Here is a 26,417-nt window from a genome sequence, read left to right on the forward strand (position 1 = left end):
TACGCGGGGTACCTGGCCTGACGCCGAAGTGACGGCTTTTTACGCTGCCACGCCGTGTGGAAAACACGCTAATCGCAAGAAACCTTGGTTTTTGCAAAAATAGTCAGAATTCAGGGGTTTACAGAACCTTTCCAATCGCTATAATCGTCGCCCTAACACGCCGGTATAGCTCAGTTGGTAGAGCAACTGACTTGTAATCAGTAGGTCCCGGGTTCGACTCCTGGTGCCGGCACCATACAAAACAAGGGCTTGCAGCGATGCAGGCCCTTTGTTTTTCTGCCAAACGTACAAATAGACGTACATTGTTTTTGGCGACGCATGAGTTATCCACAGATATCCTAATGTGCCGTCTATCCGAATCTCTACCCTCCTTATACCGACTTGCCGTCAACCCTAACGCTGGCCGTGCTGCTGCCAGAGTTAGGAATCCAGACCTCGACCCGTTTGCCTGACTCGGTAGTGACTGTGATGACCACGCTGGTGGGCGGTGGACGCAGGTCATCGCCACATATCAGTTCGACAGCGTTCTCGCCTGACGCATTCTCATCGAGCGGGTCCCACAAGTCGCCATTCACAAGTGGTGCAGTTACTTTGATCGACATCCATATTTCCATCTGGTTAGGTTGATACCATGACGCTACCAGATGAGCGGGAAATATTCCCGTCGAGTTGAGGCGAGGAATAATTTCCGGAATATTCTGCGCCGGTTTTGTCGTGGCCGTGAACAGCTTGCGATTTTGCGCAAGCTGTAAGATCAGCCCTATTCCGTGTTTCCTACATGAATCGAGGTCATGCTAATTTTCACGGCCGCGAATGTAGGTCGGCGCCGGTCGTCTCACGGCACATCCTTGAAGAAGACATGGTGACCAAGGCGCAGCGTCTGTTTGGCCTTCGCAGCCCAGGCCGGGGCCTTTGGCATCGTGGTCGCGTAGTAGTGCGTGGCGCCGCCCGTTGGATCCGGTACCGCGCCAGACATCACCTGGTCAGCCGCGCGTTGGGCATGGGCGAACTGCGCGGCCGGGATTTGCTTGGCCCCGCTCAGGTAGGCGTAATTCGGGTCGTTCTGGTTCCAGCAGCTGAACTGCCAGGGTTTCAGGCACACACCGGCGTAGCCTTCCCCCCACCAAGACTTGGCCTTGCCGTCGAACACCCTGTTGCGAATGGTCCATGCCACGGCGATCTGGCCGGCCAGTCCCTCACCGCGAGCTTCCCCCCACAGCGTGCGCGCCAGGATGTCCCGGTCTTTCTCGGTTGCGTTCATGCTTTTCTCCAGGCGTAAAAAAGCCCGCTCAATTGGCGGGCTGCTATTCTTCGGTCGATCTGAGCGGCGGCGGCGTATCGACCTTGGGCATTTCAAGCCGCACATCGATCCAGCTATTCAGCGGGACATCCATAGGTGCGCCCCAGCCCGGCACCATCTCTCCGTCATCGGTGAGCGTCCAGCGCTGTTTGAATAGGCGAATGATGACAGTGCCGTCCTCTTCCTGATGACTGTCGGTGATACCAAGCATCCGTCCGCCGTCTGGGGAGCTTGGGTCGTGGGTCCGCCAACCCTCCAGTGCCAGGCCGAGGCTACCGGTCACCCGATACTCGCCAACGCCGAGGCGCTCAACAATAACGCCGCGTGCTTCATCGTTGGCCACACCCCATTCGCCGGCGGGGAGAAACGATTCCTCTTGGAGGTCGCGGCGCTCGCTGGCGGACACACTCGCGATTCTCAGGATTGGCGATGCCGCCGAAAGCGCACCGCCGGAACCGCGGGTGGTGTTGCCTGTGTGATAAAGCTTGTATGTGGGGCCGAATGCGCCGCCATTGTTAGATTCCGTAGTTCGAAAATGTAAGTTACCGGTGCCTTGAGCAACGGGGATGAGCAACTGCGCCTCGAAGTCCTGAGCATAGGGAATACGGATAACCGTGCTGTACGACAAGCCTGAAGATGAGCCCGGCGCGCCAAGTCTGGAAAAAGCACCACCTTGGCCGGGTTCGCCAGGCCTATCAGCTTGATAGGTTGTCGGCGCATTGTTCGAATAAAACCCACTATAGGTACCAGCAGGGATAAGCTCTCCGTCTTGCAGCCCAAAGCTTTTAGTTGAGGCAGCGCCTAGCCCTAAGCCTTGCCGGGCAGCAAGCTGCGTAGTCCCACCCGTGCCGCCTTTCGCAACGGGCAGCGCCGCGGGCAACTGTCCGTTAGCTGGCGCCCCAAGGGCAGTATAAAGCTCGTTCGAGTTGTCGTTATTCTTCTGGCTGGCAGTTCGGAACGTATCGCCGCCTTGACCTGTCGGCGCCGTGCCTAGATTGATCGCTGATCTTGCCATGATGGAATGAATCCTGTGATGAGTTTAAAGTTTGCTTATTAAATCAAGATAAAATCTTACAAAATACAGCTTGCAGCCTAAAATATATGGGGTTTGAAACAGTGGTGACGCTTATCCTAATTAATGAAGCGGGAAAATCCCACTGTAGGCCTGTTCTCCTCGACTCATTGTTGCCACCCATCATAGGCATTGTTCCATTATTGAGCATTAAATAGTCACCTAATGAATAGTTCATTGGAATCGAGTACCAGTTTGTTATAAGACCTTGCCCGGACTGCGTGGAGTGAGTGTAAGTCCAGTTTTGCATTACCCTCGTAAACACCGCCGCTTGAGTACCTGAGTCAAATAGCTGCTTGCCATCAGCGCCCCACATCCTCAACCCATATGTAGCGAGGGGCTTAGATGAAAAGGCTGCTACGAATATGTTTCCAGAGTGAACCGGCCCGCCTGTAACGGTAACGCCCGTCCATGCCCCCGCTGAACCTTCAAGAAGAACGCCCATCTGAATCAGTGAGCCATTATTCGGCGGCCTGATAAAAACAAGAGGTGGCTCCTGCGTGTCAACTATGTTTTGAAAGACAACAGACGCCCCCGAGGTATAGGTGCCTTTATGAAAAACACACAACCTCGCATATTCAGAGTCGAGGGATATAGCGCCAGAATCATTTACCACTTGCAAACCGTAACTCATCACGCCCACCTTGCGACAATGAGACGCATAGTTGCAAGAGAAACAGAATCGTTTGGCCTTTCGGCAAGGAAATTTCTAACATACACCTCGTTCGTTCCCATTTCACATTCAAGCTGATTGTTAGTCGACACCTGTGAGGTATCGTTGTTAATTGGCAGCAAGAAACAAATTGCATTATTTACATTGCAATTAGGCGCGGCAAATGTTCTGGTTCTTGGTCCTGATGATCCTGGCGAATAAGACACAAGCTCTGAAAGAACAATGCGATATGTAGATACACTTGTATCAAACTCTAGCGCTCCGTTAGAGGACCACATTCTTAGACCTGAGCTCATTCTGTTTGGTCTCCTAGCTGCACTCGCTTGACACCGTTAGCGTCCCAGAACCGCAGCGATCGATTTGTCATGATCGACCGTCCCTGACCCGGGACGACGCCGTTGATTTCGAAGGTTCCATCTTTGTTCAGGATCCAACCCTGCTGTCCGGCGATGTAATTCGTCGAACTGATGTATGCCCCAATCTTCGCATTGGTGATCGTCCCATCTTGGATGAATGCCGACTTGATGTAGGTTTCTGTCCCGTTGACCGCGAATGGCACGCTCGACCCTGCCGCCCCTACCGCGCCGTTGTAGATTGCAAACTGGTCGGCTTGGATAACGAAGCGTGAAGTAACTTGACCGTTAGCATCGGTTTCAATGCCAAGTCCTACCCCGGTTGAGTAAGGCGAACCGTTCACATCGAACTTGAATCGGAACGAGTAGGTGCCGGTGATCTTTCCGTTTACGTCTTGGTTGATGCTCGCTTGTTGCTGGAACTGCTGCGTGTGGCCGTTAACGGTTGTTTGCAGCTGAGTGGTCTGGCTTGCGGTGGCTGACGCCTGATCGGATACCGTCTTAATCTGCGTCTGTACGGTGGCTTTGTTCCCGTCAAAATCGGAGCGAAGAGCCGTTACCTGGTTGGTCGTAGCAGTCTGTTGGTTGACGAGCGCGGTCGTTGTCTCCTCATATGTGGCGTAGTTTTTGATGACCTGAGCTTCGACAGTTTGAGTGAGCTTGCCCTGGGCGTAGTCACCATCGGTAATGGCAGACTGGATAGACCAAACACCCGCATAGCCCTGTGTTCCGCCAGCAAGGTCATTCTCAGAGCCAGCCATAGGCGCATTGATTTCAGCGTAAACGCCATCAATTCGCTCCGTCTGCGCGGTCAACTTGTCATCGACGTTGTCTACTCGCTGATTCACTTGGGTAACGTTATTTGCCGTAGCCGCCAGGCCTGTTACCGGGTCATTTACCTTTGTCTGGAGCTGGGTAAGCTGGTCCTGAGTGGCAATCACCTTTCCATCGACTACCGTGATTTTCTGGTCAAGGTTATCAACCCGTATTGCCAAAGCGTTCGCATCAGTCAGGATGTCGCCTACGTCTTTCCAGTTTGCGCTGGGCGGCTGAGAGCCACTATTGGCCGCCAGGGCTTGGTACAGCTTGTTTCCCTGGCGAACGATGTCTCCCTTGGCGTAAGCCTTTGCTGCGTCCCACAACAGCGCATCAACATATGGCTTGATTTGAGCCTCGAGATCCTTTCTAAGCTGCTCATTTCGAGCGTTTACGGAGCCAGGCCCATCGCCGTCAATCAGATCGATGCGACCGTTAAGGGCTGGAGCCAACGACGATTCATCAATCTGCCCCTTGACCTGCTCAAGGAGCGGCCAAGCGTCCGAAACAGACTGGCCCATCACTCCGTTTACGGTCGGATAGAACGGGCCAATGTTCCCGGTGCGATCCACCAGGCGCGCCCAGAAGAACAGCGTTGCCCCTGACAGAAGCGACTGCATACGGTAGTCGGCCTGCGGGTATGCAAGGTCGGCCAGCTTCGTCGCAGCCTCCAGGTTGTTCGCTGGTCCATACCACAGCTCGGTCCGCTGGGTGTCCTCGGCGCCAGCAGGGAAGCCCCACTTGATGCTGATCCCGAACAGTTCGCCTTTAGTGGTGAGGGAAGACACCGCCGGCGGCAGGCCGGTCTTGCCTTCCAGGTTGGTCAGCATCGAAGCGGTCGGGATCGACGAAACGTTGAGCGCACTAACCGCCCGCACCCTGGCCATGTATTGGCCGGAGTAGATCCCGCGCACGTCCACCACAAGCTCGGCGGTGCGTGGAACTCTGATCCACTCCCGAGCGCCCCACTTCCATTCCACGTCATAAGCCACCGCACCAGGGGCTGCGTCCCAGGCGATCGACATAACAGTGATGGCTATGCCCTGCTCGATCACAACGTGCTGGCTAAGCAGCACTTGTACCGGCGCATCCTGTGTGCCAATTGGAATGCCGCTTATGGGTCGAGGATCTACAACTGCGCCGTGGTCAATAACATCAAACTTGCTCGGCTCGTACTGGATCACCTCAAGCTGGAACTGGTGCCACTCCGGGCGCGTCACGTTGCGCACGTAGAACTGCATGACTTTCAGGTCATCGGAGTCAATCGCCCAACCAAGCTCTGGCGTGGGAGTCTCGCTGTAATCTGCCATGACCGTGACATCCCGGCCGGCAACCGACTTGATTGCACGGCCCTCGGATTTACCGCTTGGTAGGTTGATCATCAGCCGAGCGGCAGCGGGCAACACTACTTCACGGTCCAGGGTAATCACCCGACCAGCCACTGAAGAGATTCGCCCGCTGTTTGCACGGCCTGCCAGCATTGGGTCGCCGACTCCAATCACTTGGCCAGGCTTTGGAATCTGACCGTCCAGGCCCACACGGAACACGGCGCCACGGGTTTGCAATTGTTCTGTCATCAGAGCCCATTGGCCCGCTCGCTGGGCTTGGCCAAGTGACGTGCAGCCGAAAGCATCGACTGTCAGCTCACGGACGGAGCCGTATTCGCCAAGGGCAACATCATCAAAGACCGGCTCTTTGTCAGTCTCAAAGCCTTGGTCGGGGTTGTCCCACGACACCATGGCGTTCGTGTGCCGGTCGCGCACCCGAGTTCCTTCATACTTGATAGCGCCATTGTTCAGGATCTGGGCTGGGCCATAGCTGAACACCGGATCTCCCGGCATGTCGGCATTGACCACTATCTGGCTTCCATCCCAAAAAGCCATACCGCGAAAGATTGAAGCCAGGTCTTGCAGGACTGCGTATGCCTCGGTCTGCTTCTGGAGGTACAGGTTGCAGGTGAAGCGCGGCTCCTGACCACCCTTCCCGTCCGGCACCAACTGGTCGCAGTACTGAGCGATCCGGTACAGCGCCCAACGGTCAACCATTGTCGCGTCGATGCGGTCGCCGAGGCCGTAGTACGGATGCAGCACTAGGTCATAGAAGATCCATGCCGGGTTGTTGGTGTAAGCCTCCTTAAAGGTGCCGTCCCAGATTCCATTGCTAGTGCCGGCGCCCGACGTCGCGTAAGTGCGAGTTGCAGCGTCATAGTTCGTTGGCACGCGGATGATTCGGCCGCGCATCAGCACGGCTATCTTGGCGATATCACCGCCGAACACCTGGGCGTCGTACTCGATACAACCCACAGCCGTCAGAGGGAACTCTTGGTCGCTGTCCACGACCTCCGCGATAGCTTTCACCAGCATCTGATCAACGACCAAATCACTGTTGGCCTCGGGCGTGAGACGGCGGGCACGAATAGTCCAGCGGCTGCCAGCAGGCAATTCAATACGGTGAGCTCGCTCGTACTCGGTCAAGTTCTTGCGGTCAACGAAAGAGGTCAGCACCTCAAGGAACGGGCCGCCATCGGTGGATATGTCCACCGCATAGTCGATCCGTACACCATCGATGTTGCCGGCCGAATCCTGCTTACGAAGTGTGGGCCAACTGAAGCGCAAGCGGATCGCATCCGCCACCGCGTTGGTGATGGTGTGCAACCATGGCGTGCCGTATTGCAGCTCCTTTTTTACATCGATCTCGTTACTCGACTCGGAAATACCCTCGAGACGTTCCTGATTGAGCTCGCCCGACCGAAACTGCCACTTAACGCCCGGATAGTTGATGGTGCCGTCTTCGCCCTGTACCGGGGTGCCGTTCAAGCGAACAGAGCGCAACCCGTTCACCGGGCCAACAATAGGCCCCCAGCTCCACAGGTAGACGATCCGGGCACGGGATAAAGAGGGAACGCTATTCGAGGCAATGACCGGCTGCTTTTGCTTGGCCTCGCCGCCCTTGCTGCCGACAACAGCACGGCGCTTTCTTTGAGCGCGCGCCGGTTTCTTTGTAGCTGCGCTCATGCGCCCCTCCAGAATGCAAAAACCCGCCGAAGCGGGCTGGGTGTAAAGGTAGGATCAGATGTTGTCCTGGGTGTAGATCCCGCCCGACTCGACGGCGCCGCCAATCTCACGCTCGCCATAGAGCAACGGGTACGGATTACCCTGGGCCGTGGTGGTCACCGCCGAACCGAAACCGTAGCTTGGGTTGTTGCCGTCATCGTTCCTGTCTGTGGTGCTGGTCTTGGTGGTAGGCGCCAGCATTTGCACCACGCCTCCCAGCCCGACAGCGGCGCCGGCGGCGAGCAACCCCATACCAAGCGTGGAGGTAGTACCGCCAGAGAACAGTCCCGCCACCACCAGCACAACACCAAGCAGCGTTTGAAACATACCGGCCTGTTTGCTGCCCTGCACTATCGGCTGAATGCGAATGACGCTGATGCCCTGCCCAACCATATCCAGTTCCTCCTTGCCCAGGTTGCGCTCGTCGACAAACACAGCAAACACCAGGCCGCGCTCTTCGGCAGTGCGCATGAACTTCTCGAATCCGGGCTTCATCGCGCACAGGGCGGTCATGCCGTCTCGAAAGCCGTTCAGGTCAAGTGTGTATTCTTTGCCAAAGCGTTTACCAACGATGCCGCCCAGCTTGATGGTGATCATGGTCATGGCTTGTAGTCCTTGTGTCGCAGAATCAGTTTCACCCGGTTTGCCATCGACCAACCGTAGATCTCGCGGCTGGCTAGGCGCCCAGGCATGTGGTGATAGATAAAAGGACCGGAGCCGCCCAATACAGGCGCCGACTCGCTGAGTAGCGCAGGCTCATCACCCAGATAAATCACGGCGTGGTTCGGGAAGTAACATTCCCGCCCGGGCGTGGGGATCTGCAGCACCAACATATCGCCGCGCCGCGGCTCACTGACCTGGTAGAAACCGGTGGCCTTGAAGTTCTCCTCATAAAGACTCGGGCCGCTCTTCTGCTCCCACCAAAGATCGGCGCGCTCAAAGTTTGGCAGCTGTAACCCAGCCTCGCGACTGTACCAATCCCGGCAGGCCGACCAGCAGTCGAGTAGGCCATGGGAGAAGTCCCGGCCCAGCAATGGCGCGGAGAACCCCGTGGGAGCAAACCACTCAATATCGCCGCCAGGCCAACCCACGATACCCCAGGGCAATTCGTGCAGTTCACAACTGACGCGATCCGCCATGCTCGGCGTCGGCGCCTTGTCCGGATGGCTGTGAATGATCGCCAGCACCTCGCCCCGGTCTTCTGCCTGAGCCAAGTCCCGGTGATCGATCTGGAAGTGCTCCCGGGGCGTGGTGGCCAGGTTGCTGCACGGGACATACTCGCGGCCCTTGGCGGTCTTGATCAGCACCCCGCAAGCTTCTGCGGGATGATCCCGTTCGGCATGGGCGCGAATCTCGTCCTGCAATTTTTGACTGATGCGCATGATTACCTCGAACTGGCGATAAGGCTTGCACCCATGGAGCCGCCGAACCGGCGCGTGTTGCCCCTGAGCTTGCAACTGCTCCACCAACCAGGACAGCGATCCTCTGCTGGGTTGTCGGTGGGTAGATTCTTCCTGTCGAACATCGCCGCCCCGGTATAGGCGCAGGCCTCTTGCCGGTACCCGCCACGGCAGGCCCACCGGCAGAGCTTGGTAATCTGCTGCGCAGGTAGCATCTGGCCCTCCATGTCCGTGGGGCTGGAAAGCTCAAAGGTCACTGAGTCGAAGCTTTCCTCGGTCTTCTGCTCGATGTACCAGAGATTGATTTTGCTCTGGTTACTTGCATCCGGATTGCCTTCGGGGAAGTTCGCCGCGTCCAGGAAGTGCCGGAAGGTCTCGATAACCTTTACCGGGGCGCCGGCCAGGTCGCGGGTTTGCAAGCAGATCGCACTGATTGCCCCACGAATACCGCCAAGCTCGTTGGCCAGTTGGAGTGATGGCGAACCCGGGCGACCATCGCCACGAATGTCGAAACCCTTGGCTTCGATCTGGATAGGCGAATACAACTGGCCCTGCCAGACAATATCGCCTTCATGGGCGTGTCCGTGGAAGCGCCAGAGCGCTCCCCCCAGGCGTGTTGCGTCAACCTCGTACAGCCGGATCTGGTTGCCCGGTTCCAGCTTTTGAATGTCGGTGTTGTAATTCATAGAACCCCAGAAACAGAAAACCCCGCACTCGGCGGGGCTCCGGTAAGTTGATGGTCAGGGGGTGTAGACCTGCTTGAAGGTGAAAGTCAGGGTGAACAGGTTCGCCCCAAGAGGTCTCGGCTTATACCCATTGCACCGGTACCGACCTTGCACACCACCTGGCGGTGTCCAGAAGAACGACTTGTAACCCTCGTGGCGGTCGAGGAAAGCCCACACAAGTGGGAGTTCCTGACCATCAGCCAGGGCGCCGGTATGCGACAGGTTCCAGGTCTGGCTCTTGGTGTTGATACCGATGCCGCCAGCCTGGGTGTACCCGTCGCCAAAGTCGTTCTCCCACGTTCGCTGGCTGATTTCGCCATCTCCGCCGAGCTGAACGCAGTAGCTGAATGTTTCAACCATCAGGTTCGCCTCCACAGCAGGCCGTTTTGTCCCATTTCACGTTGAAGGAACCTCCTGAACTGAGCCTCCTGGCCCGCCTGCATCAACTCACCCTGGCGACGTACATCCTGATCGCTCATGCCTGGCTGCGCCTGAACTGTTATCTGGGGGCTGTAGGTTATTCCACCACCACCGCCACCACCTGAGTTGGCTCGCAACTGATCGAGCGTCCTATCCAACTTGGCGCTGGTCTCGGCAGTGGTGACTCGCTCACCCTTTTGGAGCAGCCAGGTTCCCGTCTCTGGCACTGCGTCGATACCGTCGTGCGCCATACCGGCGAGCGCAGCACTGGCAACGCCAGCCACCATGGGGGCAGTTGCAGCAGCAGCGGCGGCCGCGGCGGCCGGGGCAGCAGCAGGACCAACGATAGGGATAGCCGCAGTAGAAGCGAACGCGGCCAAGCTGGCCTGAAACGCAGTTGCCTGGGCATTGGCCACCAGGGTTGGGACCGCACTTGCCTGCGTGGTCTTGCCCACCAGCATTTGCACAGCCTGATACACCAACCATTGCGCCGCCATGTCGGAAAGCGCCTGCAGCGTGGACTTCGCAAAGTTGGCCACCAGGTCACCAAGCGCATCATCGGCAGATTCAGCACCACTGATCACATCAGACAAGAAATTGCTGAGTCCGCCCTTGGCACTGTCGAGTATTGATGAAGTGGCATCAGCAGCCATCGCTGAGTAATCGGTCGCGGCGTCCACGTAGTTCTGCCAGGCGTCACTGACCCCGGCCATCCAGTTGTTTTGTGCCTCATCGACCTGGTTGTAATAGTCCTGCTGAATGACCATCCGCTCGGCAAGTGCTTCTTCGAGCAACGCGGTCTCCTTGTCGTACAGCTCTTGGCTGATGTCTCCAGCGTTGCGCTGTTCAAAAAGGTCAGCAACTTGCTTGTCATGATCCTGCTGAATTTGTAGGTCGGCCTTGAGGCGCTCTCTCAACTTGTCGCCAGAGCCCGCGCCAGCAAGCTCCACCTCATAACCTCGCTTGATGGTTTGGTTGCTGTCTTTCAGGTTCGCCCCAAACGCCGCGAGCTTTGCCGCATCCTCATTGGCCTTTTTGAGGCCCTTGAGTGCATCGAGCTCCTCAGCGAGGCTTTTGAGTCGTTCTTTCTGTTGGCCGCTGAGACCGGTCAGCTTTCCAGACTCGAACTCAAACTGAAGTTTCGCAGCTTCCGTGGCCTCATTCCGGGCGTCGGTGGATGTATTGATCAGTTCGATTTGACGCTTGAGGCCAGTCTCAGTTGATTCGAATGAGTCACTTATTTTTTTCGCCGCAGCAACTTGATCGGGCGGGATAACTTTCAGCGTGCCCTTCGGGGGATTCCTGAGTTTCTCCAGGAGATCAGCCAGTTCCTTAACTTGGCTGGTAACCCCAACATCTGCAGGCTTGTCAAAGGATGCTAATAGATCACCGTACCCCAAAGCGGTCTGGTCCATTTGAACGCCAGCCTTGGCCAACGTTTCTTTGACCCCGTCGAAGTTTTGTATCATCCGATAGATTCGGGCTGGCGGTACCCACTTCTCCCAATAGGAACCGTCCTTCATCGAGGCGTCATCGAGATCAGAGAGCGTCTTGATGCTTTGACCGAGAATATGAATCCCAGCGACAGCCCCCAAGGCAAATTTGGCCAAACCTTTAAAGGCGCCGGCCAAGTCGTCGGCTACCTGCTTGCCCAGCAGTCCGTTGGCAGACGTGAGGTTTAACTGAGTCGAAAAGTTGGCCAGCGTTGGCAATAGTGCTGCACTTATTTGGTTTTTCAGCCCTGAAGCTGACTGCTCAACCAGCCATGTGGCGGCGCTCATCTCCTTCGCAGCCCTGATTGTCTTGTCGTCAAGGATTGCGCCTGCAGCCTCGGCGGCATTGCCAAATGCCTTAAATCCTTCCGCATTGTTCTTCAGCAGCGGTAGAAGTAGCGTGGCGTCGTTGGCAATAGACTCCAGATAGAAAGTCATATCCGCCTGGCTGGCGCCGGCTTTTTCCAGGCTGGACACAAATAAACCAAGTGCCGCAGGACCTGACAAATTCCTAAATTGATCAGCCGTCACCCCTACAAGCGGGGCTATGTTGGTAAAAAAATCCTTTAACTCACCACCGCCGGTATTTAAAAAGTCGCCGACCTTATCGTTAACATCCTTGAATATGTCCGATAACTTCTCCTGGCTGATCCCGACCAGCTGTGCGCCGGCAGAGAGTTTTTGGAACTCAGCTGTACTTGTGTTTGAGATCGCAGCGAAACGGGAAATTTCCTCTGCTGCTCTCACAGTGCTGACAGCCAGAGCCGCGAGAGCCCCAACACCTGCCGAAACACCTGCGCCGATTGCAGCGCCAACCAACTTCGCGCTCTTCTCCGTTTCTTGCTGCCACTTCTTGGCGTTTCGGCCTGCTTGGTCAAGCGGCCCAGTAAACCCGCCTATTCTCGCGATTAGGTCGAGGGTTAGCGTGCCCAGGGATTTCGAGGACATTCAATTTCTCCAGGCGAAAAAAAACCCGCACTTGGCGGGTCTCATTAAAAAGTACTTCAGGTTGCTTTCACGCAGGCAAGGTACATCTCATTTTGGAATTTAGAGACCGCCTTGGCTTTATTCACATCAGCGGAAAATGCAGGAGACTCGTAGGCGTCAATAACCATGTCTTTCATGATTTTCTTCATTTCATCGGGAGCTTCTCCACCAGATACCACTCCCATGATTTTCGCCATTGGCACTTCGTTCTGCCTGGATTTCATTATGCGTTCCGCAAGATTAGACACCCATAAGCACGGGTCTCGTTTTTCCTCAGCAAGAGCACTTATTGAGATCATTCCCAGCACAACCCCAGCTATGATTTTTTTGCGCATACCTGCTAACCCTCCCTAAATGAAGGCACTGTAGCAGCAGGTTCGATAATCCAAAACCATGACCATGGCAGTAGGCAACGCGACCAATAGCAATTGCAGCGTTTACTCAACCGCTGCAAATCACCTATTTAAGTCCACGACTCGATAGCCTGCTCAAGGCTTGGCGGCTTCTCAGCGTCGTGCTGCATGAAGTCGTAAATTTGGTAGCCACCGTTTTTCGTTTGAAAGTTTGCATACAGAGTGGCCAGCAATGCCGCCGACCTCTCTACCCTCATGCCAACGTTCAACGATCCGCGCAGCTTCCGATACTTAACCCATTGCCGGAACTCCGACATGCTCAGTCTTTCTTGAGCTTCCGCGACCGTGGCGCCGATTGTGATGGCGAGTTCGTGCCAGAGCTCGTCGGTGTCGCTGAGCTCATCGTCTTTCCCATGTTGTTTACCTCGGCGATGACCATCATCAAAGCCACGGTCAAATTGCCATCCAGGGCGCCGCGCTCCGGGTCAGCATCGCCAGTGATGTCCCCCACAGTGAACACAGGCTGGCCCGACTCGTCACAGATGCTGGCCGCGATGCGCCCTGCGTAGCTTTCCACCTTTCCGGTGGCTGAGAGCACGTCGTTGACTGCCGTACGGTAGCCAAGCGGACGAACGAAGACCGTTGCGGACATATCCTTCCCGCTCTGGCTCCATTTGATTTCTCGCTCAACCGGACGCCCGGTGAAGGCGCCCATTTCTTTCAACCCACTAATGCTCAGTTGCATGATTGATCCTTAAGGGGTAGTGACCTTGCGAATCCAGGCGGAACCGCCAGAACGTTGAATGGTGGCGGCAGTGCTCACCACGGCGTTGGCTGCGAAGTCGAACGGGAAGTCGGAGACGTAGCCTTGGAAAGTGAACCAGGTGCGCGTGTCTGGCAGTTCAAAACCGTTGCCCGCAGTGTTGAGCGTCGGCGCTGCTGTACCGTCAGACCAGCCTACCGCCCACTCAATGGTGGTGTCGCCATCGGCCTCGGAGAGCTGATGCAGGCGAATGTGGCTCGCGTTGTTCGGGTCAGCGTTGACGGTCAGCGAGGCTTGGCCCGGGGTGCGCAGGCCTTTCTTGTAGCTGCGAGTGGTGTCCTCCAGACAGGTATCTTCGATCTGGTCCGCCGGTGCACCGCCAGGGCTGAATGCCGTTGCGCACTCAATGGCGAGCACAGTCTTTGGACCAGTGCCGGACACCGGCGGGACGAGGGCGTAAATCTGGGTTCCTTGGGAAAGGATCGACATGGCGTTCTCCAAATGTCGGGCAAAAAAATACCCGCTCATGGCGGGCCTGGGTTTGGGGTTTCGTTATCGGCGGACAATCCAGTCCACGCTGAAGCTGTAGCGGTACCGCCCTGTTTCGGTGTCGCGGTTCTCGCCGTTGTAGCCAACCACTGAGGCGGACAGCTCGACGGCGTACTCCAAAGCCTGCCCAGCGGCCCGTGCCTCAGCAGCTGTGGCGGCGTAGACATCGATCTGCAGGGTATGACTCTCGACGTCTGGCCGGCCTGCCAGGTAGTTATCGGGCGCCCCGTCAATGATCTGCCAGACGCAGTAAGTGCCCACTGGGTTATCCGGGGCTAGGCCGAACAGATAGAGACGGGTTGGGTTGATGCCCAGCAGTGCAGTAACGGCTGGGTCGGCGGCGGCAACCTGAAAAATTGGCGGATACTTCATTGAGCGGCCTTCTTCGCTGCGCGCTTGATAGCGCGGTCGATTGCTTTCTCGTACTCAGTGACGAATGCGTCAGTTGCAGCGCTGATGTTGTCAGCGAGTGCTTTTCGCATGAATGGCGAGGCCTGCATTTTCTCGGTGCCGAACTCCAGAAGCCTCCAGTGGGGGGTTGGCCCATTTGCTGACAAGTTAGGCGTGGCCCCTTTCTTGGGAAGCACAGCGCCATGCAGTACGCCCACTCGAAAGGCCAGGTCGCCGGTCTGCTTGAACAGCCGGCCATTCCACCTGAGCGCGATGTTTTTGGCGATAGACCGGCCTGTAGCCGAGTCGTCCAACTTCTCGGCGCCCTCCTTTGCCTTGTTGGCCACCAGTTGAGCAGCCTTGCGCAACGCTGAGCGCCCACCTTTGCGCTTGAGGTCGTATGTCACCGCCTCCAGCTTGCCGAGCAATGAATCTAAACCAGTAATGCTGAACTCCACGCCGTCAGCCATCATTAACCCCCTCGCTCACCGGCAGCGTCAGATATTCCAAACCGCTGACCTTGTCGGCCAGAACACCCTCAACGTTGTAGATTTTGTCGCGGTGCAGAATGCGCATTGTCGAGTCGATGCCGGCGCGGTACCGGATGACGATGCGGGCCGATACCTTGGACTGGTTTGTAGCGGCTGCAACGAATTGGTTAACCGAAACTGGCTCAACGTCGGCCCAGAGTTTGGCGACATCAACCCAAGACGGAGTCATCTCACCCGTGACAGGGTCCTGCGTGTGCACGGGGCGCTGGATAGTGATGCGGTGACGCAGATCGCCTGCTCTCATCTAAACCCCCAAACTGACGCGGTATGGCATCAATAGCGACTGGGAGCCTGAAGGAAGCTCGGTGACAGATACGCCCGTGACCGCATCCTCTCGCGAGTTGTAAAGCTTGCCAGCGATGAGCAGGCAGGCGGCCCGGATAGACGGATTGATCAGGATCGGATCAGAACCGGCGTCTCCAGCCAGCACACCGGAAGCAAGTGAATCCGCATCGGCGTAGAAGCGGCGGTTCAAAAACTGAGCCGCGCTGTCTTCGGCAGCCTCCAACACCAGCGCGACATAGCTCTGATCCTCGCTTTCGGCCCGCAGGTGCTGCATAGCCACGTCGATCGGGATAACCGTCATATCAGGCGCCTTTCTTCTTGCCGCCTGGCTTGCCAGCTGCCTTCTCGCTGCTCAGCGGATCGGGTGTGTCATCCTCCTCAGTTAGGTCAACCAAGGGCTCGCCATCGTCATCGCACTCCACGGCGTAGTTTTTTTGCAGAAGCTGACGACCGTGCTGTTCGTCTGTGACAAACATCGAGCCTTCAGACAAGGTTTTACCGCCCAGATAAAGCGGCTTGGTCGTTTTCATCTTCATAGCGCGCTCCGTTGGGCCGCCAGCAGGGCGGCCCTATCAGTGGTTTAAGGGGCTTTAGGCGGGGTGAACGAGCCGTAAATGAATGCTTCCGGGCGTTTCACCGCCAGAGCTGCACGCTCCTCGCAACGGATCGAGATCATGTTCTTCTCGAAGTCGTCAGCGTTCTCGGTGGAGATCACCACGTTGGCGTCTTCGCGATCGAACAGCTGCGCACCGGTCTGGAAAGCGCCGGTCAGGAACTTGCCCTGGAAGGCTGCGATCTCGGTTGCCACCACCGGCAGGCCCCACAGCAAGGGACCAGCCAGGCCCAGAGGGTTGGCCAGGATGTAGCGGCCCAGAGAGTCTTTGGTGAGCTCGATCTTCGCCCAGTCGATGAAGTGCAACACGTGACCGGATGCTGGCAGGCGGGCAAGCTGAGCTTGAAGCATGGCCAGGCGCAGATCATCGATGCCGGACTGATTTTCAACGGTAAATGCAGGGTCGAAGGCCGATGCCTGCGGCACGATGCCATGCAGGTGCACGCCGGTGCCGTCACCGAACAGGATTTCCTGCTCTTCGGCATACTTCAGTCCGTAGCGCATTTCGGTATCGATGGTCGATTGCAGTTGTGCAAAGTCATCCAGAATCTGCTTCGACGACTTGAACATATGCGCGATGGTGCTGACCGGGGTGATCTTGGTCGCGAACTGGATGTCGCTGTAAGGCTTCTGAGTGCCCTCAGCCACTACCCTGGCGGCGTTGGTGAAGCCGGTTTGCTGAACCCAGAAGATCGCGGGCGACGTGGTGCGTCCAGGGGCAATGAGGTCGCGGATAAACAGGCGCTGTTTCGGAGCGGCATCAATGCCCGGCAGGCGTTGCGGCTCAACCACACCAGCAGGTACGTTGCCACTCAACAAGGCGGCATGCACCGGGATGCTGATGCGACGATTGCCCTCGATGTGAGCGGAGAATTGCTTCAGCGCTTCGCTTTTGATCACCACCCCTCCCACGGTGTCACGGGAAGCAGCGGCAGTACTGGCAGGGATGCGTGCAAACTCCTGCTCCAGCTCGCCGAGTTGTGCCTTCAGCTGCTTTTCAGCCTCGGTCAAGCTGTTGAACTTGGTGGCCAGTTCGTCGACTGCGTTTTTGGTTTCCGCCGACAAGGAGCCGGCCTTCTTGGCTTCGGTCAGTGCGTTTTCAGCCTGTTTGCTGAATTCGTCGGTTGCCTTCTTGAGCTCGTTGGAGACGTTCTTCAACAGCTCGGCAGTAGTGTCGCTCATGGTTTTTCTCCGGTTTGAATTGCTGCTGCCGAGAACCGCGAAAGCGCAGCTTGTAGTTCGGCAATGGGGTCGGCCAGGTTGGCCGGGGTTGCGGCAGCGTTCTGCTTGCCGGAGGTGGTAGCGCCAGGCGTACCAGCCTTGAGTTCTTGAATGAGGGCGCGGCGCTCGGAGCGCGGCATGCCCTGTTTTGCCAGGATCAGATCCATACGGCGGGCGGCAACCTGGTGCGGCGCCGATGCGCTGGCATCCTCGACGGCGGCGTCAGATGCCAGAAGGCTGTCTGCAAACCCCGCATCGATTGCAGCGGCGCCGCCCATCCAGGTCTCGACGTCCATTAGCTTTTGCATGGCCTCAATGGGGTCACCGGTGCGTACGGCGTAGATATCAGCGAGTGTTCCGTCGATCTGCTCGAGGAAGTCAGCCACCTCTCGAATGTCGTTGCGGTCACCGGCGGCCATGGTCCAGCTGTTGTGAATCATCAGGAAGCCGGCCCGAGCAATCTGGATTTCATCCGCTGCCATGGCGATGAACGATGCGGCCGAGGCTGCCAGGCCGAGGATTTGCACTGTTACCTTGCCTTTGTGTTCACGCAGCAGGTTGTAGATGGCCAGGCCTTCAAACACGTCGCCGCCTGGGCTGTTGATCTTCACCGTTACATCGCTGTCACCGATAGATCGCAGCGCGGCACTGATCCGCTTTGCAGTCACGCCCTCGCCCGTCCACCAATCAAACCCTATTGGGTCGTAAATGGTGATGGAGTTGTCGTCCGTGCTTGCCGCCTTGATCGATGGATTCCACCGCTCCAAGGCCTTCGGCGTCAGGTCGCAGTGAACCTGCGCGCGCGGCCGAGCCTCCGGCGCCGCCGGAATGGTCTTAAGGGTCATTGGTTACTCCAGGATCAGGCGGCGAGGAGCCGCGGTAGTGATATCAGTGCGTGGGCCATCATTGGCCCGTCCGGGTTTCCGGCATCGAGCGCCTTGTTAGCCAAGTCGAAGGCTTCCTTGATGGCTTCCTTGTCCCCGCTCTGATTTGCCGCAGTGATGCGCAACATGAAGGCGGTAGCCGCCGGCGACATTCCGGCTGACTGTTTGCCGAGCTGGTCAAGCGGCACAAGCGCCGACTGAACAGTGAAGGTATCGCCACCTGGGATTGGAGCCATGTTTTCCAGGCGCCGCACTTCGTTGCGGGACATCCAGCCGTTTTGCAGAGCTGTGTTGTACCAGGCGCCGCGCCCGGCGCTGTCAGCGCGCAGTAGGCCTTCTACCGCAAACTCAGCAAAGAACTCGTCAGCATCAGCCTCACCGATCAAGCACCGGGTGATTTCCTGTTCGATGTTCACCAGTAGCGGGCGCAGACTGTTGGTAAGGAAGTGCAGGTTTTGCGCTTCTACCGAACTGGCCCAGCTGGATTGCTTGTCCATGTGCCCGACCATAAAGGGCGGCACCCGGAACCACCGGCACATCTCTTCAATGCTGAACGATCGCGACTCAAGCATTTGCGAGGCTTCGGGGTTCATTGTGATCCCCTGGTACTTGAGCCCAGCCTCGGCCACCATGATCTTGCCGGCGTTCTTGGAGCCCATGAAGGAACCGAGACTGCTTCGCAACTGCTCGCGCTGCGCCGGGGTTAGCGTCTTGTCGCTGGAGAGTATCCCGGAGGCCTGCATACCCTGGGCAAAGACCTTCGCGGCTGCCTCTTCTACCGCCATTGCAGAACCGAATATCTCCTTGCCTGTGGTCACGGGCAGCATCCCGCACACGCCATCCAGGCCAAAGCCGCGGATATGCATCAGGGATTTTTCGGGGATGTCGCGCTCAACTCCGTTCTCGGTGTACGTGTACTTGAGTCGGCCATTTTCCTCGCGCTTGACCCGCATGCACTGCGGCAACAGCGGTACCAGGGCGATGATCCGGCCCGCAAGCATCTTCTTTTCAACGAACGCGTTCCCGCGTAGGCAGATGCTGGCCACCACCAACAGCATGAAGCGTTGAGGGGTCATTTCTGCGTTCGGCACCCGGCATAGCAGCCGATAAAGCGGATGATCAGTAGCTGGCGCCCTTGAGCCATCAGGCAGGCGCCGGTAAAGCTTCAGCGGCAACGTAGATACCGATTCCGAAAGCAAACGCACGCAGGCCCATACCGTGGACAGCTGCATGGCTTTATCAACCGATACGTGCTGTCCACTGACTGAACTTCCGAACCACTCCTGCCAGAACGAACCATCCTTTAAGCCGATGGGCACACCAAGCCAATTTTGAAGAGTGGCCTTGATTCGCCCGGGTTTCTTTTCGCGCGCCATCAAAGCCCCACCATAATTGGATTGTCGAAAAAGCCCTGTAGATCACCGCAACCCACCGGGTTCAGCGCTATGAGCGTTGTTGCGTCGAAGGTAGCCATGAGCGGGTCAATCTTTGCCGACCCGCTCACCTGTTTGTTGATCGCTATCGCGTTGCCAACCGCAACAGTTCTGGCGTTGCCGACGCACCAGGCCATGAGCCGCGTGCCACCGTGCACAAACTCGCCGCCCGCAACCTTGCGCTCTGTGGTTTTGATTGCGCCGTTGAGTCGCCAGCCCTGGGAGATAGAAACAATCTGCTCCATGGTAATGCCGCGATCTTCAGTGGTGAGCTCGTCAACGATATCGCCGATACCAGCCGCATCGACGCCTATTGCCTGCTTGTCAGGCAGTAATCCAGCGTCCCGGACTTCGCAGATGATATCTGCGACCTGCAGGACATCATCACCTGGCCGCTCGACAATGGTCAGATCGCCATCAGCTTCGAAGTCGCGCAGGTTTGAAACGATATCCTTGCGGCGGTCGAGTGCGATCTGGTGGGCCCAGGCGTGCGCCCAGTGCAACCAGCGCCGAGTTTCACGCTCGCGGCCAATCAAACTCAGGCCCAACAAGTCATCAAGGCCGCCGCCATCGATACCTACCACAATCACCTCGGAGCGCCGCAGCAACTCATCAAAGGTGAGCGACTTGTCGCCGGCGGCTTCCCAGTGATCAGCCCCCGCCCACCGGTCGGTCCTTAAGTTCAGACCAATTTCAATATTCAGATGCTTGGCCAGGAACTTCTGCAGGGATCCATCTGAAGTGCCCAGCCTTTTCTTGAGCTGGTCTTCTAGCCACTCCGCACTCACGGAGCGCCCGATGTTCGGGTTGGTGATGTAGAAGTTTTCTGGATTCAGGTATTGCTTGTTAGCGACCATCCGGACCGGGAACTCGTAAAGAACCCCCAGCGTCTTGCAATCCACAACCTTTCCATCACGAACATCGCGCCAGTAACTCAGGCGCTCCTTGAAAACCCCTGCCGGCGGCTCATCACTTTGAGTGGTGAGATAGATGACCCATCCCTCTTCGCGGGAGATCTGTCCGCCTAGGGCCTCCATGAACATCGACTCGGCATTTGCGCGCTTGCCAAACACCCAAAGCTCATCGACCAGCACCTTGCCCGACTTCTTGCCGGAAACGGTGTCAGTGTCGGCCGCAACGACCTTCAATGAGTTCAGGGTGGTTCGGTCCGTGATGGTCCTGGTGTGTTCCTGGATGTGGAACATCGCTGAAAGCTCTTCATCAGCGCGAACCATCCCGGCAGCTGGCTTGAAAGCGTTGTCCGCAACCTCCTTGGTCGGCGCCAGAATCAGATGCTCCTCTTCCTCGCGCCAGCAGAGAATCAAGGCAGTGAGCATGATGCCGGCTGCGATGGTGCTCTTCGTGTTCTTCTTGCTGATCAGTAAGCCGAACTCGCGGATCATTTGCTTGCCGGTCTCAGCATCGTAAGCGCCGAAGATGCAGCGAACGTAGTCGAGTACCCACTCATCGCAACAGTCGGCCATCCTTGGCTTGCCCGGCAGATCTGGAACGCGCAACTCCTTGAATATTTGAAGTGCACGCTCCGCTTCTTCTACGAAAATCGGAGGAGGGATAATCGATTTATGGTCGATCAGGCGCTGCTCCCATTCAGGACATGCGGTCGACCATTCCATAGTTAAACCTGCTTACCGTTAGCTGCTACTAATTTGGGCGGGGCCTGCCGGTTGAATTTTCCAGCAGCCTCTTCAGCCGCCTTCTGCTTCCCGTCCTTCTTGCCGCCCTCCGCTTTTTTGACGTGGGTGTATTGGACTGCTGCGATGGCTGCCCTAACCTGAATGGGGCTCGCGTCGAGTTGACCGAGCGCGATCTTGGTCAGCAGGGCCAGCATATCCATCTCAGGCGCTGGCACCGGCACCGCCCTCTCGCGCTTCAACGCGCCGCCGTGAGGTTGTGCCTCAAACTCCACAGAGACCGCCGAGGAATTTGCTGATTCCGGCTCGACCTTCTTTTTCCTTCCAGCACCAGGCCGCGCGCCGCCAGAGTTGGGGCGAGCGCCCCCGCTCTTGCCTTTAACGCCTGCCATTTGCTGAATTCCTTTTTCAAAAGTGGGAGAAAATCTGCGCGTGAGAGGGGGAGCGGTGTCCGAGACAAAAGGGCGTGAACTCTTACCCCTCCCCCCCATGTGTGGCACGCCCGTGACGTGCAGACCTATCGATGTGCCGACGACTCACGCGCCGTCTTGGCCTTGTGGCATGGGATGCAGATCGCCTGGAGGTTGTCGTCGTCATCGGTGCCACCCTGAGCAACGTTGACGATATGGTCTACCTCAAGGTCTTTGGTAATCAGTCCGCAGACGCGACAGGTGTAGTTGTCACGCACCAGTATCGCGGCGCGTTTTCGGCGCCATGGACGGCCACCGCGACCAGAGCCCCATGAGTCAGTGCTTGCAGCGTCTGCCAGTTTCGAAACCTTGCGACTGTCAACAGGTGTGAACCTGGACTTTAGGCTGGATATCTTCGCCATCAGGTCACCTTGCTGCCATCCATGTAGGTGGAATGCGGTGCGTCAGGGTCTTCACCTTGGTCATCCGCCAATGCCTGGAGCAATGAAGCCAGCATCTCATTGGTCTTCGCCTGCTCCCTCAACTGCTGATTGAATATCTGGAGGAACTGCTCCCAGTTCTCCTGAACCATCTGCATCTGCTCGGGTGTCAGCTTCAGCTGGCCCACGACTAAAGAGCTGTGATGCTCGCTCATATGCCAACTCCTTCATCTTGTTGAACCATTCGCGCCTGGCGGCGCATCCACTGCAGGCCATCAGCTACACCACTTCCAGTACCGCAGCATGTCGCCAAGCTGGAGTAGCTCGCTCATTGCCTTGACCCGCTCCGGGCAGGTTCGGCTTCTGCGCCTGGCGTGGTGGTAGTCAGCCTTGGCCATCGAAGCCTTGGCATACCCAACCAGCCACTCAGGGGCTCCGGCCTTGATGCTGGTATTCAAGTCAGCCACTGTCTTTCTCAACAGATCTCGGTATCGCATCACCAACCTCCTGCCATCTTGGCGCCTACCGCTACACCAGCGAGAAATACCAGCGCCGTAGGTGACGTTCAGCTCTAACAGGCCCAAAGCAAGGCGAGCAACGTCACTATCGGGAAATTGAACTTTTTTTAATATCCAGCGATCAATCAGCTTCAAACCACCATCACGGAGTCAGGAAATGGCACGTAAAGCTGAAATAGAAAAAGTCGCATCAAAAGCAAAAGATATTGGCGACGATGAATTGAAGAAACTTATAAACGAAGCTAGCGATCTGTTGGCGGACGGCGAATCATTTGTAGGCGACAAAGCTGAAGCCGCACGCAAAAAACTTGAAGCTATTCTAAAAAACGCAAACGACTTCTTCCCTAAAGATGCTGAAGAGGCTGTTGATAAAGGCCAAGAGGCCCTGAATAACGCCAAGAAGTATGCGCAAGAGAAACCTTGGCATGTAGCAGCAATTATAGGTGGCGTCGGCCTGGCGGCATGGCTGCTTTCTCGTCGTAGCTGAGAAATGAGTCTCGCGCCACGATTTGCCGCATTCGAAAACGTGGCGCGGATTACTTGCTCTGGCTGCGAACGATCTGGGCATCCACCTGGTCAGCGCAAGTATCCAGCAACTTGATGGCCTTGTCCTTTAACTCCCACACATCACCATTGAAGCGAAGGTCTGCTTCATCGTGGTCTACCCGCTCGCATGGGATCAGCTCAGGGGCTTCGATTCTTAAGGCCTGAGTCTTTGTTACCACCGCCGGCTTTGCCGCGCAGGCCGTCAGGAAGAGGCTGAGCAGCCCAGTCACGAACAGGCTTGCTGTTGCGCTTGAGTTCTTCAAAGTCTTTCCTCGCCTTCTCGGCTTTCTTCTCGCTGGCCTTGATGCGCTGTGCCAGGTCTGCGGTGTACGCCGCGTTGCGAAGTGCTTCGGCGCGCAGCGTGGTGATGGTGGCCTGGCTTTCGTTGTTGGCCTTGACCGCTTCATCCTTGGCCTGAGATTCAATGCGCTTCTCTGCGCGCAGATCCTCGACACGCATCTGCTGGATGCCGACGAGCAGCAGGCCAACCAGGGCGACGATGATTGCCACTGCTATCGCCTTCATGCTGAGTCCGCCTTTCTGCCCAGGAACCGAATGATCAGGTCACGGATCGCCGTCACGCCGATGAAGCCGATGGCACCGCCGGCAGCCACTGACAGGCTCGGCGGCCATTCCATCCACTCAATAATGCTGCTGGCTGACAGGCTCAAGGCCCCACACAACAGCGCTTCAAACAAGGTGCGCCAGTAGTTCGGCTCTTTTGCGTCGTACAGCACGCGCAACAGCGTGATCGTGAAGGCCATGATTGCGCCCTGCCACAGTGGGTTCGAGAGGACCAGCCACACCTGGGCCCAGAAGTCGGGGTTTTTCTCAGGCATCGGGTTCATCTCGGTATCCTCCCAGTGAGGGAGTGAAGGAATGGATTTTATTTAACGGTGAAGCAGGCCGCCCGGTCGAAGCTCTGACCGAATCACTTCTTTGACTTTTTCATTGACCGTCTCATAGATCTTATCAATCCGATCTCTGAGCGCCTCACCGAGATTGTCCACCTCGATCTGACCTTTCAGAAGGTCGAGAATATTGCTGGCATCACCAGCTATGAATGCCCCTCCCAATTCGGGATGCTGGCTGGCAATTTCAAATCGCGAAGGGTCAATAATCGAACCAAGCCCTGTGCCGGCGTAAAGTTTGCCGCCCGGGACGATCTTGGCGTTGGTGATAGAGGCTTCGTGGAGGAAAGTTTCGTTGATGAAGACCTGATCACCATCAACCTTGAATGGCTGAGGTTTCTCAGGCTCCGGCTGATTGAGGTTACCGATCTTGAACCGCACAACGCCGTCTTTCGTGAAGGTCATCAGACCGCTCTTGAAGCTGATGTGCGTACCGGCGAACTTCGCCTTTTCCAGGCGATCAGCCAGCTCTTCCTCGGTTTCGAGGCGGGAGTAGCTCAGGAACAGGCGAGCATTGAAGGATTCATCGCCGTAGCTCGCGTCGAACTCTTCGAACTCGGCGGCGTGGCGATACTGCTCTGGCACCTTTTGCAGCTCGGCCTGCATGAACTGGAGCAGGTTGGCCGCATTCTTGGGTAAGTCGTACTTGCTCCAGCTGGCCACCTCGACTGACACCATCTGGCGCTCAGGCGCTTTGGCAGCGCTACCGAGGGTGCAAGAGTTGATTTCGAACGTACCGTCCTTCTCCAGCTTCCAGCCGGAAACGCCCGGCACGTAGTTTTCGCTCTGGATATCTCCGCCGCGCGCTGCTTCAATTGAGCCGATCCGCGCTGCCAATGCCGCGTACGCCGCCACTCGCGCAACCGATTCGGTCTGGATCTGGACCCTGAGTGAAGACAACTGAGCGCCAACAGCTTGAAATTTAGGATCGGACATTTGCTGTGCTCCAGGAATAAAAAAGGCCCGCCGAAATGGCGAGCCTCCAAATAGGTGCAGGTGGCAGGAGCTGATCTCCTGCTTTCAGTCATGGCCAAAGGCCTGACTACAGCGCTTCATTCGCCGCGCATCCAATGCGCATTCATCTGCATAACGTGCGTGTCTTCCCACGCTGCCCGCTTGAGCCAGCACCAATAGCACACAGGTTTGAGCTGCTCATGCTGCCGGTGTTCTTTCGTAACGCGTGACTACCGGCGATACCGCGTCCCGGCCCTGCCCGAAGGCCCACCCTGGCTATGGCTCACGCAACAAACTTGTGTTTCGTCAACGCCTATATGGCCCCGTGCTATCGTTCAATTTCCACACCGAACAATCCATGGAGCATCAGCGATGAAGGTAAGCGTTAAGTGCAAGAAGTGCGGCAGTGACAAGTTCGAGATTCCGGCCAGGCCGACAAACTCCTCGAAGATCACCTGCGGCAAGTGCGGCGCCGTCGAAACTTACGGCAACGTCATGAAGGCTGTTGGCGACAAGGTCACGGAAGACTTGAAGCGGCAACTCGGGAAAATATTCAAGTGACTGCATAGCCTCGACCAGTGGGCGCACCAGGTCTTCAATACCTTCTACGCTCACTTCCATCTCAAGCTTTCCCATGCAGCCTCCTGAATGATTGGCAGCGGGTGAAGGATTCGAACCCTTACCGTTTCCAGTAGCACGGCTTTCAAGGCCGCTTGCCGTCCTGTTGGCGCCACCCGCTAAAAAACGAAAAAGCCCAACGGGTTAGGCTGGGCTTTTTGTCTGGTGTCGCGTTTGAAAAGCTGAACACGGTGCCATGAAAACAGGGCTATTCCGCGTGTGCAAGTTTTTTTACGCAGCGTCGATGAATCGTTCCAATGAACAGTCTATCCATCCCACACCAGTCTTAATGATCTCCCTGGCCTTGGCCTCGCTAATGTCGTACTTATTGCCAATCCGCTTGGCTGGCCACTTGGCTCCATAGTATAGCCAAATGAAGTCGCCCATCTCTGGCGCACGCTTGCAAAGCCGGGCGACGGCTCCGTCAACGACGCTGGCCAGTTCGTCCGTGATGACGTAGGACTTGCTCGTCGACGGAACCATGTCCCGCATGATCGCCCAGGACGGTGACACATAGCTCGGGACGCCCATGCCATCCATGCGCCAGAAGCCCCATTGCTCAAGCATGTACTCAGTGTCGCCCAGCGGCAAACGTGAAGGTTTTCTTGTATTCATGCCACTTTCCTCGGTGTCGGTTCGTTCAAGCCAAACAGCTCACGGAGCATCTTGTCGGCGATTTTGTTCTTGGCGTGCCCTTCGGTTATCCACCGGCGGGCGTAGTCTTGGAAGGCAAGGCTGCCACGGTGGTTTCCCCAGTCGGCGACAAGGTCCATCAGTGCGGCCGCGGCGATGCGCCCATTGGGTTTGTCGAGCAGCAGTCGGTTGCCCTGCTTCAGAAAATCCCGCTCGTCAGAGGTCAGGACTTTGCGCGGCAATGCCGCCGTTACGTTATTCATTTGCGGCACTCCCGAGGCTTTTACAAACCTCCACAATCACAATTTGTGGATGCAGGGCGCAGGCCCCGCGATCCGTGGGCTGTAGCTGAAAACGTGAATATTGAAATCTAACGCCTGTCTGCTCGGCTTCAGCACCGC

The 26,417-nt window shown here is 57.0% G+C and carries 33 protein-coding genes and 2 tRNA genes; 2 read left to right on the plus strand and 33 right to left on the minus strand.

Annotated features, from left to right (window positions below; translation table 11 throughout):
* Nucleotides 1–159 precede the first annotated feature (159 nt).
* Nucleotides 160–235, plus strand: a tRNA-Thr gene (locus tag E4O98_RS15300).
* Between the two features lie 136 nt (nucleotides 236–371).
* On the opposite strand, the gene E4O98_RS15305 is transcribed toward E4O98_RS15300, so the two are convergent.
* From E4O98_RS15305 to E4O98_RS15430, 26 genes are all read right to left on the minus strand, one after another.
* Complete coding sequence (locus tag E4O98_RS15305; RefSeq protein WP_248135646.1) at nucleotides 372–602, minus strand: hypothetical protein; 231 nt, start codon at nucleotides 600–602, stop codon at nucleotides 372–374.
* Nucleotides 603–835: 233 nt separating this feature from the next.
* Nucleotides 836–1,261 carry a cell wall hydrolase gene (locus E4O98_RS15310; RefSeq protein WP_248135647.1) on the minus strand — a complete coding sequence of 142 codons (426 nt, stop codon included), beginning with the start codon at nucleotides 1,259–1,261 and terminating at the stop codon, nucleotides 836–838.
* Nucleotides 1,262–1,304: 43 nt separating this feature from the next.
* Nucleotides 1,305–2,315 carry a hypothetical protein gene (locus E4O98_RS15315; protein WP_248135648.1) on the minus strand — a complete coding sequence of 337 codons (1,011 nt, stop codon included), beginning with the start codon at nucleotides 2,313–2,315 and terminating at the stop codon, nucleotides 1,305–1,307.
* Between the two features lie 43 nt (nucleotides 2,316–2,358).
* Nucleotides 2,359–3,006 carry a hypothetical protein gene (locus E4O98_RS15320; RefSeq protein ID WP_248135649.1) on the minus strand — a complete coding sequence of 216 codons (648 nt, stop codon included), beginning with the start codon at nucleotides 3,004–3,006 and terminating at the stop codon, nucleotides 2,359–2,361.
* Nucleotides 3,007–3,337: 331 nt separating this feature from the next.
* Entirely contained in the window at nucleotides 3,338–7,228 is a 3,891-nt protein-coding gene (locus E4O98_RS15325) for a phage tail protein (protein ID WP_248135650.1), read from the minus strand.
* A gap of 54 nt (nucleotides 7,229–7,282) precedes the next feature.
* Nucleotides 7,283–7,870 carry a tail assembly protein gene (locus E4O98_RS15330; RefSeq protein ID WP_248135651.1) on the minus strand — a complete coding sequence of 196 codons (588 nt, stop codon included), beginning with the start codon at nucleotides 7,868–7,870 and terminating at the stop codon, nucleotides 7,283–7,285.
* Nucleotides 7,867–8,649, minus strand: a complete 783-nt coding sequence (locus tag E4O98_RS15335) for a C40 family peptidase (RefSeq protein ID WP_248135652.1) — start codon at nucleotides 8,647–8,649, stop codon at nucleotides 7,867–7,869. The genes E4O98_RS15330 and E4O98_RS15335 overlap by 4 nt, the downstream gene beginning before the upstream one ends.
* A 2-nt stretch (nucleotides 8,650–8,651) precedes the next feature.
* Nucleotides 8,652–9,353 (minus strand): phage minor tail protein L, encoded by a 702-nt coding sequence (locus tag E4O98_RS15340; protein WP_248135653.1) that lies wholly within the window; start codon nucleotides 9,351–9,353, stop codon nucleotides 8,652–8,654.
* A 54-nt stretch (nucleotides 9,354–9,407) separates the two neighbouring features.
* Nucleotides 9,408–9,752: a phage tail protein gene (locus E4O98_RS15345; RefSeq protein WP_198798644.1), complete on the minus strand. Its 345-nt coding sequence runs from the start codon at nucleotides 9,750–9,752 to the stop codon at nucleotides 9,408–9,410.
* Nucleotides 9,752–12,253 (minus strand): phage tail tape measure protein, encoded by a 2,502-nt coding sequence (locus tag E4O98_RS15350; protein WP_248135654.1) that lies wholly within the window; start codon nucleotides 12,251–12,253, stop codon nucleotides 9,752–9,754. The genes E4O98_RS15345 and E4O98_RS15350 overlap by 1 nt, the downstream gene beginning before the upstream one ends.
* A 56-nt stretch (nucleotides 12,254–12,309) precedes the next feature.
* Complete coding sequence (locus tag E4O98_RS15355) at nucleotides 12,310–12,627, minus strand: hypothetical protein (RefSeq protein ID WP_248135655.1); 318 nt, start codon at nucleotides 12,625–12,627, stop codon at nucleotides 12,310–12,312.
* A 337-nt stretch (nucleotides 12,628–12,964) separates the two neighbouring features.
* Nucleotides 12,965–13,390, minus strand: coding sequence for a phage tail assembly chaperone family protein, TAC (locus E4O98_RS15360; protein WP_248135656.1), 426 nt, complete (start codon nucleotides 13,388–13,390; stop codon nucleotides 12,965–12,967).
* Nucleotides 13,391–13,399: 9 nt separating this feature from the next.
* Nucleotides 13,400–13,897, minus strand: coding sequence for a phage tail tube protein (locus E4O98_RS15365; RefSeq protein WP_248135657.1), 498 nt, complete (start codon nucleotides 13,895–13,897; stop codon nucleotides 13,400–13,402).
* 63 nt (nucleotides 13,898–13,960) lie between these two features.
* Entirely contained in the window at nucleotides 13,961–14,329 is a 369-nt protein-coding gene (locus E4O98_RS15370; protein ID WP_248135658.1) for a DUF3168 domain-containing protein, read from the minus strand.
* Nucleotides 14,326–14,817: an HK97-gp10 family putative phage morphogenesis protein gene (locus tag E4O98_RS15375; RefSeq protein ID WP_248135659.1), complete on the minus strand. Its 492-nt coding sequence runs from the start codon at nucleotides 14,815–14,817 to the stop codon at nucleotides 14,326–14,328. The genes E4O98_RS15370 and E4O98_RS15375 overlap by 4 nt, the downstream gene beginning before the upstream one ends.
* A complete protein-coding gene (locus tag E4O98_RS15380; protein WP_248135660.1) occupies nucleotides 14,810–15,142 on the minus strand; it encodes a phage head closure protein in 333 nt (110 codons plus the stop codon). Before E4O98_RS15380 ends, E4O98_RS15375 begins: the two co-directional genes overlap by 8 nt.
* On the minus strand, nucleotides 15,143–15,484 hold the full coding sequence (locus tag E4O98_RS15385; RefSeq protein WP_248135661.1) for a head-tail connector protein: 342 nt from the start codon (nucleotides 15,482–15,484) through the stop codon (nucleotides 15,143–15,145).
* 1 nt (nucleotide 15,485) lies between these two features.
* Nucleotides 15,486–15,713 carry a hypothetical protein gene (locus E4O98_RS15390; protein WP_248135662.1) on the minus strand — a complete coding sequence of 76 codons (228 nt, stop codon included), beginning with the start codon at nucleotides 15,711–15,713 and terminating at the stop codon, nucleotides 15,486–15,488.
* Between the two features lie 50 nt (nucleotides 15,714–15,763).
* Nucleotides 15,764–16,978: a phage major capsid protein gene (locus E4O98_RS15395; RefSeq protein WP_248135663.1), complete on the minus strand. Its 1,215-nt coding sequence runs from the start codon at nucleotides 16,976–16,978 to the stop codon at nucleotides 15,764–15,766.
* Complete coding sequence (locus E4O98_RS15400) at nucleotides 16,975–17,862, minus strand: head maturation protease, ClpP-related (RefSeq protein ID WP_248135664.1); 888 nt, start codon at nucleotides 17,860–17,862, stop codon at nucleotides 16,975–16,977. The genes E4O98_RS15395 and E4O98_RS15400 overlap by 4 nt, the downstream gene beginning before the upstream one ends.
* A gap of 14 nt (nucleotides 17,863–17,876) precedes the next feature.
* Nucleotides 17,877–19,277 (minus strand): phage portal protein, encoded by a 1,401-nt coding sequence (locus E4O98_RS15405; protein ID WP_248135665.1) that lies wholly within the window; start codon nucleotides 19,275–19,277, stop codon nucleotides 17,877–17,879.
* Complete coding sequence (locus E4O98_RS15410; protein WP_248135666.1) at nucleotides 19,277–20,968, minus strand: terminase large subunit; 1,692 nt, start codon at nucleotides 20,966–20,968, stop codon at nucleotides 19,277–19,279. The genes E4O98_RS15405 and E4O98_RS15410 overlap by 1 nt, the downstream gene beginning before the upstream one ends.
* Nucleotides 20,969–20,970: 2 nt before the next feature.
* Nucleotides 20,971–21,378 carry a hypothetical protein gene (locus tag E4O98_RS15415; protein WP_122489761.1) on the minus strand — a complete coding sequence of 136 codons (408 nt, stop codon included), beginning with the start codon at nucleotides 21,376–21,378 and terminating at the stop codon, nucleotides 20,971–20,973.
* Nucleotides 21,379–21,503: 125 nt separating this feature from the next.
* Nucleotides 21,504–21,818: an HNH endonuclease signature motif containing protein gene (locus tag E4O98_RS15420; RefSeq protein WP_069556762.1), complete on the minus strand. Its 315-nt coding sequence runs from the start codon at nucleotides 21,816–21,818 to the stop codon at nucleotides 21,504–21,506.
* Nucleotides 21,818–22,051 (minus strand): hypothetical protein, encoded by a 234-nt coding sequence (locus E4O98_RS15425; RefSeq protein WP_248135667.1) that lies wholly within the window; start codon nucleotides 22,049–22,051, stop codon nucleotides 21,818–21,820. The genes E4O98_RS15420 and E4O98_RS15425 overlap by 1 nt, the downstream gene beginning before the upstream one ends.
* Nucleotides 22,052–22,111: 60 nt before the next feature.
* Nucleotides 22,112–22,489: a hypothetical protein gene (locus E4O98_RS15430; RefSeq protein ID WP_248135668.1), complete on the minus strand. Its 378-nt coding sequence runs from the start codon at nucleotides 22,487–22,489 to the stop codon at nucleotides 22,112–22,114.
* Nucleotides 22,490–22,511: 22 nt separating this feature from the next.
* Here E4O98_RS15430 and E4O98_RS15435 point away from each other — a divergent pair, with 22 nt between their 5' ends.
* Nucleotides 22,512–22,841 (plus strand): hypothetical protein, encoded by a 330-nt coding sequence (locus tag E4O98_RS15435; protein ID WP_248135669.1) that lies wholly within the window; start codon nucleotides 22,512–22,514, stop codon nucleotides 22,839–22,841.
* Between the two features lie 197 nt (nucleotides 22,842–23,038).
* On the opposite strand, the gene E4O98_RS15440 is transcribed toward E4O98_RS15435, so the two are convergent.
* From E4O98_RS15440 to E4O98_RS15470, 7 genes are all read right to left on the minus strand, one after another.
* Entirely contained in the window at nucleotides 23,039–23,425 is a 387-nt protein-coding gene (locus E4O98_RS15440; RefSeq protein ID WP_248135670.1) for a hypothetical protein, read from the minus strand.
* On the minus strand, nucleotides 23,422–23,748 hold the full coding sequence (locus E4O98_RS15445) for a phage holin, lambda family (RefSeq protein WP_198834065.1): 327 nt from the start codon (nucleotides 23,746–23,748) through the stop codon (nucleotides 23,422–23,424). Before E4O98_RS15445 ends, E4O98_RS15440 begins: the two co-directional genes overlap by 4 nt.
* A gap of 42 nt (nucleotides 23,749–23,790) precedes the next feature.
* Entirely contained in the window at nucleotides 23,791–24,747 is a 957-nt protein-coding gene (locus tag E4O98_RS15450) for a hypothetical protein (protein ID WP_248135671.1), read from the minus strand.
* Nucleotides 24,748–25,131: 384 nt separating this feature from the next.
* Nucleotides 25,132–25,401 carry a hypothetical protein gene (locus E4O98_RS15455; protein ID WP_248135672.1) on the minus strand — a complete coding sequence of 90 codons (270 nt, stop codon included), beginning with the start codon at nucleotides 25,399–25,401 and terminating at the stop codon, nucleotides 25,132–25,134.
* Between the two features lie 17 nt (nucleotides 25,402–25,418).
* A tRNA-Ser gene (locus tag E4O98_RS15460) sits at nucleotides 25,419–25,504 on the minus strand.
* 110 nt (nucleotides 25,505–25,614) lie between these two features.
* The gene (locus E4O98_RS15465; protein WP_248135673.1) at nucleotides 25,615–25,998 is read right to left on the minus strand and encodes an antiterminator Q family protein; all 384 of its coding nucleotides are present in this window, start codon (nucleotides 25,996–25,998) and stop codon (nucleotides 25,615–25,617) included.
* Nucleotides 25,995–26,279, minus strand: a complete 285-nt coding sequence (locus E4O98_RS15470) for a hypothetical protein (RefSeq protein ID WP_248135674.1) — start codon at nucleotides 26,277–26,279, stop codon at nucleotides 25,995–25,997. Before E4O98_RS15470 ends, E4O98_RS15465 begins: the two co-directional genes overlap by 4 nt.
* Nucleotides 26,280–26,417 lie beyond the last annotated feature (138 nt).

This window comes from Pseudomonas sp. W2Jun17 (assembly GCF_023127795.1).
Taxonomy (GTDB): domain Bacteria; phylum Pseudomonadota; class Gammaproteobacteria; order Pseudomonadales; family Pseudomonadaceae; genus Aquipseudomonas; species Aquipseudomonas synxantha_A.